This is a genomic window from Limimaricola cinnabarinus, from assembly GCF_047631075.1.
GTDB lineage: Bacteria > Pseudomonadota > Alphaproteobacteria > Rhodobacterales > Rhodobacteraceae > Limimaricola > Limimaricola cinnabarinus.
Genome location: NZ_JBLHYX010000008.1, coordinates 23,080 through 34,140 on the forward strand (window position 1 = coordinate 23,080; position 11,061 = coordinate 34,140).

The 11,061-nt window shown below is 67.4% G+C and carries 13 protein-coding genes; 5 read left to right on the top strand and 8 right to left on the bottom strand.

The features are described 5' to 3' along the window. Positions 1-213 precede the first annotated feature (213 nt). A complete protein-coding gene (locus ACJASC_RS08265; RefSeq protein WP_415145101.1) occupies positions 214-507 on the bottom strand; it encodes a DUF2218 domain-containing protein in 294 nt (97 codons plus the stop codon). Positions 508-608: 101 nt separating this feature from the next. On the opposite strand from ACJASC_RS08265, the gene ACJASC_RS08270 reads away from it, so the two are divergent. The 5 genes from ACJASC_RS08270 to ACJASC_RS08290 all read left to right on the top strand — a co-directional run bounded on the left by ACJASC_RS08270 (position 609) and on the right by ACJASC_RS08290 (position 4,676). Next, the gene (locus ACJASC_RS08270) at positions 609-1,502 is read left to right on the top strand and encodes a siderophore ABC transporter substrate-binding protein (RefSeq protein ID WP_415145103.1); all 894 of its coding nucleotides are present in this window, start codon (positions 609-611) and stop codon (positions 1,500-1,502) included. Between the two features lie 4 nt (positions 1,503-1,506). Further along, a complete protein-coding gene (locus tag ACJASC_RS08275) occupies positions 1,507-2,451 on the top strand; it encodes an iron chelate uptake ABC transporter family permease subunit (RefSeq protein ID WP_415145105.1) in 945 nt (314 codons plus the stop codon). Further along, positions 2,444-3,388, top strand: a complete 945-nt coding sequence (locus ACJASC_RS08280; RefSeq protein ID WP_415145107.1) for an iron chelate uptake ABC transporter family permease subunit — start codon at positions 2,444-2,446, stop codon at positions 3,386-3,388. Before ACJASC_RS08275 ends, ACJASC_RS08280 begins: the two co-directional genes overlap by 8 nt. Next, the gene (locus ACJASC_RS08285) at positions 3,385-4,146 is read left to right on the top strand and encodes an ATP-binding cassette domain-containing protein (protein WP_415145109.1); all 762 of its coding nucleotides are present in this window, start codon (positions 3,385-3,387) and stop codon (positions 4,144-4,146) included. The genes ACJASC_RS08280 and ACJASC_RS08285 overlap by 4 nt, the downstream gene beginning before the upstream one ends. Positions 4,147-4,286: 140 nt before the next feature. Beyond that, positions 4,287-4,676, top strand: a complete 390-nt coding sequence (locus ACJASC_RS08290) for a hypothetical protein (RefSeq protein WP_415145111.1) — start codon at positions 4,287-4,289, stop codon at positions 4,674-4,676. A gap of 87 nt (positions 4,677-4,763) precedes the next feature. Here the strand turns inward: ACJASC_RS08290 and ACJASC_RS08295 are convergent, their stop codons facing one another. From ACJASC_RS08295 to ACJASC_RS08325, 7 genes are all read right to left on the bottom strand, one after another. After that, complete coding sequence (locus tag ACJASC_RS08295) at positions 4,764-5,534, bottom strand: SDR family NAD(P)-dependent oxidoreductase (RefSeq protein WP_415145113.1); 771 nt, start codon at positions 5,532-5,534, stop codon at positions 4,764-4,766. Beyond that, positions 5,534-6,319 (bottom strand): SDR family NAD(P)-dependent oxidoreductase, encoded by a 786-nt coding sequence (locus ACJASC_RS08300; RefSeq protein ID WP_415145115.1) that lies wholly within the window; start codon positions 6,317-6,319, stop codon positions 5,534-5,536. Before ACJASC_RS08300 ends, ACJASC_RS08295 begins: the two co-directional genes overlap by 1 nt. Next, positions 6,316-7,500 (bottom strand): zinc-dependent alcohol dehydrogenase, encoded by a 1,185-nt coding sequence (locus tag ACJASC_RS08305; RefSeq protein WP_415145117.1) that lies wholly within the window; start codon positions 7,498-7,500, stop codon positions 6,316-6,318. Before ACJASC_RS08305 ends, ACJASC_RS08300 begins: the two co-directional genes overlap by 4 nt. 10 nt (positions 7,501-7,510) lie before the next feature. Further along, a complete protein-coding gene (locus tag ACJASC_RS08310; RefSeq protein WP_415145119.1) occupies positions 7,511-8,179 on the bottom strand; it encodes an SRPBCC family protein in 669 nt (222 codons plus the stop codon). A gap of 291 nt (positions 8,180-8,470) precedes the next feature. After that, complete coding sequence (locus ACJASC_RS08315) at positions 8,471-8,629, bottom strand: YqaE/Pmp3 family membrane protein (protein ID WP_021694449.1); 159 nt, start codon at positions 8,627-8,629, stop codon at positions 8,471-8,473. Between the two features lie 201 nt (positions 8,630-8,830). Further along, complete coding sequence (locus ACJASC_RS08320) at positions 8,831-9,556, bottom strand: Crp/Fnr family transcriptional regulator (protein ID WP_415145122.1); 726 nt, start codon at positions 9,554-9,556, stop codon at positions 8,831-8,833. Positions 9,557-10,025: 469 nt separating this feature from the next. Beyond that, positions 10,026-10,751 (bottom strand): Crp/Fnr family transcriptional regulator, encoded by a 726-nt coding sequence (locus ACJASC_RS08325; RefSeq protein ID WP_415145124.1) that lies wholly within the window; start codon positions 10,749-10,751, stop codon positions 10,026-10,028. Positions 10,752-11,061: the final 310 nt, after the last annotated feature.

Genomic DNA, 11,061 nt, shown 5'->3' on the forward strand with positions numbered 1-11,061 from the left:
CGACGGTCCGCAGACATGCGGCAGCATGAAAGGGCGATGATCGAGGTCACCCTGAGAACCGCCCCTTACGGGACCAGTCAACGCGATGGGGAGGGCCGGATCACTGAATCGGGCGCGTCGCCTTGGAACCGGGGACCGAGGGCCTCGTGACGAGACACCGCCGGGACGCGGCGGCGTATACCGAGGGCGGTGCGCGTCGCCAAAGGGACCGTCTCAGCCCCGCCAGGACAATTCCGAGAAATGCTCTCGATGGGCGAACCGGACGAGGTGGTCGTCGATGATCTGCCGGGCGCGGGCGAGCCCCTCCTCGTCCTCGGCTGCCACCGTCACGATCAGCTCCTCCGGCGTGGCCATCATTTCGACCGGCCCGATCGGCAGGGCCACCCGACCGCGTTCCGTGTCCCAGTCTGCAGCGACCTTGTGCGCAAAATGCTTGCAGAGCTGCTGGAGATAGCGGCTGGCATTCGGGGTCTCGAAACGCCCCTCGTCGAAAATTCGGTCTTGCATCCGTTTATTCCCGAGTTCATTTGTCGGGATAAACCTGATTGAAACAGTAGTCATTGTCCAGCCCGTCGCTGACAAGGCTTCCTCGACCCCGGAGACGCTTCATGAAGATCCTTGTCACCAGCCTTGCCGCCCTTGGGGTACCAGGCCTTGCTCTCGCTGCCGACCTGACCGTCTCGACTGCCACCGGCGACGCGACCGTGCCGTCGAACCCCGGAACAGTCGTGGCGCTCGACCTCGCCGCAATCGACGCGCTGGACGCCCTCGGCGTCGAACTGGCTGGCGTGCCCGACATCACCCCGCCGGCCTATCTTCAGGGCGCGATGGAGGGCGTCGCGCGGGTCGGCACGTTGTTCGAGCCCGATTACGAGGCGCTGGCGGTCATGTCCCCCGACCTGATCGTCGCCGGGGGCCGCTCGCAAACCGTGGTGACACCACTTTCGGCCGTGGCGCCGACCATAGACATGACGATCACGGGCGAAGCGCTCATCGACGAGGCCCGCGCCCGCGTCGCCACCTATGGCGAGATCTTCGATCGCGCGGATGCGGCGGCCGAACTGACCGGGGCGCTCGACGACAGGATCGCCGAAGTCCAGGAGGCGGTGGCCGACAAGGGCGACGCGCTGATCCTGCTCACCAACGGCGGCAAGCTCTCGGCCTATGGGGCGGAGTCGCGCTTTGGCTGGCTGCATGCGGCGCTGGACCTGCCCGAGGCCTTTCCCGAGCTCGACGCCGACACCCATGGCGAAGCGGTCTCCTTCGAGTTCATCGCCGAGGTCGACCCCGACTGGATCCTCGTCATCGACCGCGGCGCCGCCATCGGGCAGGAGGGAGAGGCCGCGCAGGCCACGCTCGACAACCCGTTGGTCGCGGGCACCAAGGCCGCGCAGAACGCCCAGATCCTCTATCTCGACAGCGCGCCGCTCTACCTCGCGGGCGGCGGCATCCGGTCGCTGATGGGCACGCTGGACCAGATCGAAGCGGGCTTCTCGCGGTAGTCCCATGCGCATCTGGCTGGTTCTGTTCCTGACCCTGCTGATCGGGGCGAGCCTCGGCATCGGTGTCGCCGACCTGTCGGGCGGCGGCACCGATGCCGGGCTGCTTCTGGCGATCAGCCGCTGGCCGCGTACGGCGGCGGCGCTGCTCGCGGGGGCCGGGCTCGCGCTTGCGGGGGTCGTGGTGCAGCTCACCGTGCAGAACCGGCTGGTCGAGCCCGGCCTCACCGGTACGCCGGAGGCGGCGATGATCGGGCTTCTGGGCATCACGATCGTCGCGCCGGGTGCGTCGATCCTCCTCAAGATGGGGGCCGCCGCCATGGCCGCGCTGGCGGGCACGCTGGGATTTCTGGCGCTGGCGCGCCACGTGCCGCGCCGCGACCCGGTGCTGCTGCCGCTGGTGGGGCTGGTCTATGGCGGCATCCTGGGGGCCGCGGCGCTCTGGGGGGCCTGGGTGACGGACCTTCTGCAATATCTCGGCGCATGGACGGCGGGCGAGTTCTCGGGCGTGCTGCGCGGCCGATACGAACTCTTGTGGATCGTGGCGGGGCTGGGCCTGCTGCTTTGGTGCGTCGCCGACCGGATCACGATCCTCGGGCTGGGCGAGGCGCAGGCGCGCTCGCTGGGCCTCGATTACCGCCAGACCCTCGCGCTCGGTCTCGGGATCGTTTCGGTCACCGTGGCGGTGGTCGTGGTCACCGTCGGGGCGCTGCCCTTCGTCGGCCTCGTGGTGCCCAACATCGTGTCGCGCTGGCGCGGCGACAACCTTCGCGCCAATCTGGGGCTGATCGCCCTTTCGGGCGGTGGAGCGGTGCTTGCCGCCGACGTGATCGGACGGCTGGTGCGCTTTCCCTACGAGATTCCGGCGGGGACGATCTTCGCCGTGGCGGGGGCCGGAATCTTCATGTGGCTGCTGCATGCGCCGCGCGCGGGTCGCGTCGCGCATGGCTGAACGTCGCCTGATCCCGCTGGCGCTGCTGCTGGCCCTTGGCTGCGCCGCCTTTCTGCTGTGGAACCTGCGCGCGCCGATGGGTTTCATCCTGTCGTTGCGCGCCACGAAGCTGGCCGCCTTGGTCGTGGTCGGTGCCGCGAGCGGCGCGGCGACGGTGCTGTTCCAGACCGTGGCGGGCAACCGGCTGATCACGCCCGGCATCGTCGGCTTCGACGCGCTATTCGTGTTTCTCCAGACCATGCTGGTGCTTGCCCTCGGCAGCACGGGCTACGCCACCTTGCCGGCGCTTCCGGCCTTCCTGATCGAGACCGCCTGCCTTGCCGGGGCGGGCGTGGCGCTGTTCGGGCTTTTGTTGCGGCGCGGCGCGGGGGACCTGATCCGCCTCGTGCTGAGCGGGCTGATCCTCGGGGTGATGCTGCGCGGGCTGTCGGGCTTTGCGCAACGGCTGCTGGAGCCATCCGAATTCGCCGTGGTCCAGCAGGCCAGCTTCGCCAGCATCGGCGCCGTGGATCGCGCGCAACTGGCACTCGCGGGGCCGCTCCTCGCCCTCGCGCTGTTGATCGCCTGGCGGCTCTCTTCCCGGCTCGACCTCGCGCTACTGGGGCGTGACAAGGCGATCACGCTGGGCCTCGACTTCGACCGGCTGCTGCTCGGCGTGCTGGCGCTGATCGCGGTGATGGTGGCGGTCTCGACCGCGCTTGTCGGGCCGGTCGCCTTTCTCGGGCTGCTCGCTGCCGCGCTGGCACACGCGCTGCTTGGCCATCCCCGCCACGCCGCCCTTTTGCCTGCCGCTGCCGGGCTCGGCGCGCTGATCCTCGTGGCGGGGCAGTTCCTGTTCGAACGGCTCCTGGGCTTCGAGTCCACTTTGGCCGTGATCGTCGAATTCCTGGGCGGGCTGGTGTTCCTCGCCCTCGTGCTGAGAAAGGCCGCGAGATGATCGAGATCGAGAACCTCCGGGTCGAGCGCGATGGCACGCCGGTGCTGCACGATCTTTCGTTGTCGCTGCCCTCTGGCGGGATCACCGCTTTGATCGGGCCGAACGGCGCGGGCAAGTCGACCCTGCTGCTGGCGATGGCCGGACTCGTTTCGCCGATGGCGGGCCGGGTGCGGCTCGACGGTTGCGACCTGCACGCGATGCGGCCGCAGGCGCGGGCGCTGCGGCTGGCGTTTCTCGGTCAGGATCAGGCGCAGGCGTCGCGGCTCACGGTGCGCGATCTGGTCGGCTTTGGCCGCTGGCCGCATCACCGGGGCCGCCCCGGACCGGCCGACCGGGCGGCGGTGGCCGGGGCGCTTTCGCTGTTCGGCCTGAACGAACTGGCCGAACGACCCGTGTCTTCGCTTTCGGGTGGCCAGCGCCAGCGCAGCCAGATCGCCATGGCCCACGCGCAGGCCACGCCGCTGGTGCTGCTCGACGAGCCGCTGAGCGCGCTCGATCCGCGCTATGCGCGAGAGGTCATGGAGGCGCTCGTCGCCATGTCGCACGACGCGGTGGCGCCACGCAGCGTCGTGGTGGTGCTGCACGATCTCGGCATGGCGGCGCGGTATGCCGACCGCGTCGTAGCGTTAAAGCAAGGGCGCTTGGTGGCCTCCGGCCCGCGCCGGGAGGTGATGCGCGACAGGGTGCTGAGCGATCTGTTCGACACCGGGCTGAAGCTGCGCGAGGTCGAAGGCGCGGACGTGGTGCTTCCGGCCTGACGATCCGGGCGCGGCTCGCGGGATTCGCAAGGCCGTTCCTTCGTCAGGGTGGCACGATCGGTGCGGCACCGTCCGTATCCGCACGATTCATTGCCCCTAGGTCAACTCGCCTGTAGTGAGAATCGCAGGGAGGATGTGCCGTGAGTGATTTTTCGAGTGCGGATGAGAGCGTGATGCTGGACGCGGCGGGCGTCGCCGGAGCGTTGCGCCGATGGGTGCCGCTCGGTGCGACCATCGCGCGAAGCTGGGCCACGGAGCGACGGATCATCGGGGTCGTCCGAAAGGGCACGACCACCTATCCCGCGTGGCAGTTCGACCAGACCGGGCTTCCCGTCGCCGCGATGCGCGACATCATCATGGCGCTGCGACCGGCCTGCGATGCCGAAGACATGCTGGCATGGCTGCACGCCCCCAGCGAGGCGCTCGGCGGCCACAGGCCCTGCGAGCGGCTGCGCGACGATCCGGGCGCCGTCATCGCCGCCGCGCGGCAGGTCGCCATGATGCAGCTGGACTATTCGCACGCCGTCTGACGCACGCCGCCATGGGTCGCCTGTCGCGCTTGGCGGATCGGGAAATACCGTGTTCGTCGCGCGAAGTTGCCTTCGCGCGACGGGATTTCAGTCCCGGCGCTTTGCCATCATCTCGTTCAGGCGGTTGCCGATCGCCTTGGGCGTCACGCCCGAGAACAGGCTGACCAGCCGGCTCGCCGGGTCCGGCACTATATCGACCTTGCCCGCCATCATCGCGTCCCAACCTTCGCGCGCGACCTTGTCCGGGTCGATCTTGGGCATGTCGTGCAGCGCCGTGTCCTCAAGCCCCTTGTCGTAGATCGGCGTGTCGGTCGGCCCCGGCATCAGGCAGGTGATCGTCACCCCGGTTTCCTTGAACTCGTCCGATAGCGCCCAGGCGAGACCGTTCACATAGGCTTTGGTGGCGTTGTAGACGGCGTTGTAAGGCCCCGGCACCTGCCCCGCGATCGAACCGGTGACGAGGATGCGCCCGCGTCCCTGCGCCCGCATCACCCGTCCGACCTTGTGGATCATTGAGGTGGTCTGCTTGACATTGAGGTCGATCCGGTCGGCGACATCCTCCCACTTTTGCTCGATGAAGGGATCACCGAGCGCCAGACCGGCATTGGCGAAGAACAGCTCGATCTCGCGCCCCTGCAGGTGCGACCAAAGCGCCTCGACCCCGTGGCGCGTCGAGAGGTCCGCGCGCACCGCATCGACCTCGCCGCCCAAGCGGCGCAGCTGCTCGGCGGCCTTGTCGAGGTTATCTCCATGGGCGCAGAGGACGAGGGAATAGCCCTCCTCCACCGCAATCCGGGCGAGCTGGTAGCCGATGCCCGAGGAGCCGCCGGTGACGACTGCCAATCCCTTGCCTGCCATCATTCCTCTCCTTCGGGCTTGGCCATGCGGCGATGCATCTGCGCCAGCACGGGCTCGGGCAGCACGCCGGTCAGCGCCGCCTGCACCTTGTTCATGAAGCCCGAAGTGATGCCGGACTCTCCTTTCATCATGGCGTCGTAGCCGTCGCGGGCGACCTTGGCCGGATCGGCCTTGCCGTCGTCCTGCCCGACCGGCGTGTCCTCCATGTGGGCGCGCTCGAAAAACGGCGTATCGACCGGGCCGGGGCGCAGGCAGGTGACGGTGACGCCCGTGTCATCGAGCTCCGATCCAAGCGCCAGCGACAGGTTGTCGAGATAGGCCTTGGACGCGTTGTAGACCGCCTGATAGCTGCCCGGGATCATCCCGGCGATGGAGCCGGTGACGAGCACCCGCCCTTGGCCGCGCGCCACCATGTCGCGCAGTACCCGCTGCAAGGTCGCGGTGGTGCCCTTGACGTTGAGGTCGATCACGCGCTCGATCTCGTCCCATTCCTGATCGAGGAAGGCGTGGCCTAGACCGACACCGGCATTGGCCATGAAGTAATCGACTCGCCGCGGCCCGATCCGCTCGAACAGCTCGGCCACTCCGTGCTCGGTGGCAAGATCGGCGCGCAGCGCCTCGACCGGGGTGGAGGCGGCCGAAAGCTTCGCCCCCGCCGCCTCGATCGCAGCCTCGTCGGCCACGATGAGAACGTCATGCCCATCCTCGACCGCCAGCCGGGCCAGCTCGAAACCGATGCCGGTCGAGGCACCGGTGACGACCGCGAAGTGTCCCGACCGGCTCATACCGTCGCCGTGCCGGGCTTCAGCACCACCTTGGTCCAGTCGTTCTGGTTGTTGGCGAAGTTGTCGTAGCCGCGCGGCGCCTCCTCGAGCGGCAGGCGGTGCGAGATCATGAAGGTGGTGTCGAGCTCACCCTCCTGAATCCGGCGCAGCAGGTCATTGGTATAGCGCTGCACATGGGTCTGGCCGGTCCGAAGCTGCAGTCCCTTTTCCATCAGCGCGCCAAGTGGAAACTTGTCGGCAAAGCCGCCATAGACGCCGGGCATCGAAACGCGACCGCCCTTGCGGCAAGCCATGATCGCCATCCGGAGGGCATGCGGCGCGTCGGCGCCCACGCCGACCTTTTGCTTGATCGTGTCGAACACGTTGTCGGGCGAAAAGCCATGGCTCTCCATGCCGACGGCGTCGATCACCGCGTCGGGACCGATGCCGCCGGTCATCTCCATCAGTGCCTCGAGCACGTTTGTCTGGGAATAGTCGATCACCTCGGCGCCCATCTTCCGCGCGAGGTCCAGCCGGTTGGGGTAGTGGTCGATCGCGATCACCTTGTGCGCGCCCATCACCTTGGCGCTCTGCACCGCAAAGAGCCCGACCGGCCCGCAGCCCCAGACCGCCACCGTGTCGCCCGCGGTGATGTCGGCGTTTTCGGCCGCCATCCAGCCGGTGGGCAGGATGTCCGAAAGAAACAGCACCTCGTCATCTTCCATCCCGTCGGGAATGACGATCGGACCGACATCGGAATAGGGCACGCGGACATACTCCGCCTGACCGCCCGGATAGCCGCCGGTGAGGTGGCTGTAGCCGAACAGGCCCGATAGCGGGTGGCCATAGAGCGGCTCGGTCAGGTCCTGCTTCTCGGCGGGGTTGGAGTTGTCGCAGGCCGAGAACTGCTGGACCTTGCAGTGAAAGCACTGGCCGCAGGAGATGGTGAAGGGCACGACGACGCGCTGGCCCTTCTTCAAGGTCGAGCCGGGGCCGACATCCACCACCCGGCCCATGAATTCGTGGCCGAGGATGTCGCCGGACATCACGCCGGGGATCACCCCGTCGTAGAGATGCAGATCCGAGCCGCAGATCGCGGTCGAGGTCACTTCGATGATCGCGTCGCGGGGATTGACGATCTCGGGATCGGGAACGGTGTCGACGCGGACGTCGTGCTTGCCGTGATAGGTCAGTGCGCGCATGGCGTGCTCCTCAGGCGTCGTTGCGGTTGCGGTTGGTGGCGATCTCGCCGGTCTCCAGCAGCATCTTGAGCCGCTTGAGGTCGCGGCGGGCCTGTATGGCAGGCTCGGCCTGGAACAGCTTGGCGACGATGCGGCCCAGCTCTCCCATCGGCGGGCGATAGGCGACCACCGCCTCGACCACGGTGCCGCGATCGCCGGGGGCGTCGCGGAACATCACCTTGCCCTCGGTATCGATCTGGCTGTCATCGGTCGCGCGCCATGCGATTTCCTCGCCGGGGCGGTCCTGCACGATGCGAGTCCTGACCTCGACCGAACGGCCCATCGGCGCCGCGATCGTCCAGACCGAGACGTCGTCCACCCCGTGCACGCTTTCGACGCTCTCCATGAAGCGCGCGAGATTGCCGAAATCGCGCCAGAACTCGTAGATCTCCTGACGGGGCCGGTTGATCGTCACCGAGCGGCCCGTGACGGCATAGTCGCCAAAGCGGCTTTGGCGCGCGGTACGCCCAGGCGCGCTGTCGGCGGGGCGGCGTTCCTGCTGGCGGTTGGCGTATTGTTGCGCGGCGAGACCGCCGAGCAGCACCAGCCCCAGCCCGATGGCCAGCCCCGCGCCGCCCGGCGGGCCGGCGCGGCGCGTGCGGCGCATCGCGTTGTCGCTTTCGAATGTCCTATAGGTCATGACAGGTTGTCCTCCTTCGCGTCGTCGCGTGGCGCGGTCCTTGTCCACGGGGCCCATGCCACACGAACCGTGAGATGGAACCGAGGTTCCCCTTTCAGTTGTAACTTGGCGCCATCAGGCCGGGGTCGGGACGGAATGGTACGAACCAAACAGAGGGTCTGAGGTCATGACGGGTTGGGGCTGCGTTCTCGTCTCGCAAGGCCATCGGGACCGGAACGAGGATCGCGGACGCGGCGGTCATGGATCAGGGTCGCGCCCGCCCCATGCGGGGACGGGCGCGACCCATGGGCCTCATCGTTTGATGATGATCCACAGCGCGTGGATGATGCCGGGCACATAGCCCAGAAGCGTCAGGATCACGTTGATCCAGAAATGCTTGCCGAGGCCCTCCTGCAGGAAGACGCCGAGCGGCGGGATGAAGATCGCGATGATGATGCGAAGGATGTCCATGGGTGCCTTTCAGGTGCACGAGAGCTTGGAGATGGTCAGACCGCCGGTCGCGGGCCGTCGCAGGACAAGCGCCGCGCGGACATCGGGTTCCAGCCGAACCGTGCCGGCATACGGCCAGCCTATGGCCATCGCCCGATCCGAATGGCCGAAGACCCTCAGCGTATCACGCCCCTCGCAACGGGGTCGATACCCCGCCCCGGATCAATCGGCGGCCCGGTCCCCTTGCCGGAACGGCCCGATCAGCTGCTCGTACCGCTCCTCGGCCTGCCCGTAGAATTCGCCCGCAAGCAGGCGCAGACCGGCCCTGTCGCGGATCAACACCCGCCCCCTGTGGGCACGGATCAGGCCCTGCCCCTCGATCTCGTGGATGGTCACCGTCACCCCGGCCCGGCGCACGCCGAGCATCAGCGCCATGGTGTCATGGGTCAGCTCGAGCTCGTCCCCCCGCGTCCGATCGTGAAAGAGCAGCAGCCACCGTGCCAGCCGCACCATGAGCTTGCCCCGGCTGGCCGCCATGGTGGTGGCGAAGCTCTGTGCCATCACCGTGTCGGCAAAGAGAAGCATCCGTTTCCGAAAGACCGGCTTTTCCATGGCACGGCGGAACTCCTCGGCCCCGATCCGCCACCCCGATCCGTGCGACTGCATCACCGTGTCCGAAAGGCTGATGCCGGTGCCAAAGACATGCGACAGCCCCAGCATGCCCTCGATGCCCACAAGCGCGGCCTCGATGTTCAGCCCGTTGCGCTCGCGCGCGATCAGGGAGGCCACCCCATCGACGAGGAAATAGGCGTGCGGTGCGGGCCGACCGACACGTTCGAGCACCTGCTGGCGAGGCAGCTCGACGAAACGCATGTCGCCGCGCAGTTCCTTGAGCATGTCGAGCGGCAAACCGTCGAGCAGGAGGTTCGGAATGATCGCTTCGACCAAGTTGATCTATCCTGTGGCGGCAGCCTCGGAACCGGCATTTTCCGCCTGTTTCGAACATGATGTGAAGAATGGCCATCGCAGCTAGCAGGCCCGCGGGTCGGAAACCAAGGCCGCCGGAGGGGTGCAGTACGCATTCGCACGTTGTTTTGCCGATGCCCCGCGGGCCGTGAAATGCACCTGCGAATACGGCATCCGTCATTTTGATGGATCAATTCCGGTTTGCCGGACCTGACATGCGGATGATCAATAGGGAGGGCCTTCGAACCCGGTTCGGCAACCAAAAGCCGCCGCATGGGAAAAAGCCGCCACATGGGAAATTGTCAAAGGATGCCGCTCCCTGCCCCCGTCTTCTCAAAAGACGGGCTCGTGCGACGTGACGCGTCGCAGCGGCTCTCCCGGGCCCTCAACCATCAGCCCACCGAAAAATGCCCTGATCCCCGAAAGCCCGGCAGCCAAAACCTTTCGCGGGTCAGACGGGCGTCCGCTCGGTCATGCATTCCGGCAAAAGGCGCCGGTAATGCGCCTCCGGCCCGCCATAAAAGCCGTCGGTGATCGCCTCGAGCCCCTCGCGGTCGCGGATCAGCACCCGCCCGCGGGTCGAGCGGATCAGCGCCCGGCCCTCCAGCTCGTGCAGCGCCACCGTCACGCCGGCGCGCCGCACCCCGAGCATCAGCGCCATGAACTCATGGGTCAGCTCCAGCTCGTCGCCCGATATCCGGTCGTGGCACATCAGCAGCCAGCGGGCGAGGCGGATCTCCAGCTTGCCCCGCCCATAGGCCAGCGCGGTGCCGTGGATCTGGATCATCACCGTGTGGACATAGCGCAAAAGCCGGTCGCGGCAGGCCCGGTTCTCGAGCAACCGCGACAGCGCCGCGGCCTCGATCCGCCATCCCATGCCGGACACCTGCATCATCACATCGGCCGAGCCGCGATCATCGCCGAGGATCAGCGGCAGGCCGGTCATGCCCTCGGGCCCGACCAGCGCCGCCTCGATGTTCAGCCCGCCCTTCTCGCTCGACACGATCGAGGCGATGCCGGCGGTCGGAAAATAGGCGTGTTCGATGGGACGGTCGCGCCGCTCAAGCATCAGGCGCGCCGGCAGATCGACAAAGCTCAGGGCCTCGCGAAACTCGGCCCGAATGCCAGCGGGCATCCCGACGAGCAACAGGTTCGTTTCGAAGGCTTCGGGGGCCATGCAACGTCCTCTCCATTGGGGCGAGAGAAATCCGAGGCTCCCGGCGACCATGCCCGAACAGTTCGGCGGCCGATCATGGAAGCCTATCGGGGCCACCCACCCATTTCCAAGCCATTTTGAAGCAAAGCGTACGGAATGGCGCACAGTTTCGCCACCATCGGTCCATTCCCCTATGGCCCAGCCCGCCAGATAGACATGAAATCAATTACTTGACAGCATCGTTCGAAAGCCCGACCAGAACCCGGTCGCTGCGGCCAGCGCGGCGGTGGACATTCGGCCTCGGCCCCTCGTCACCGCTGTGCTAGCGTCG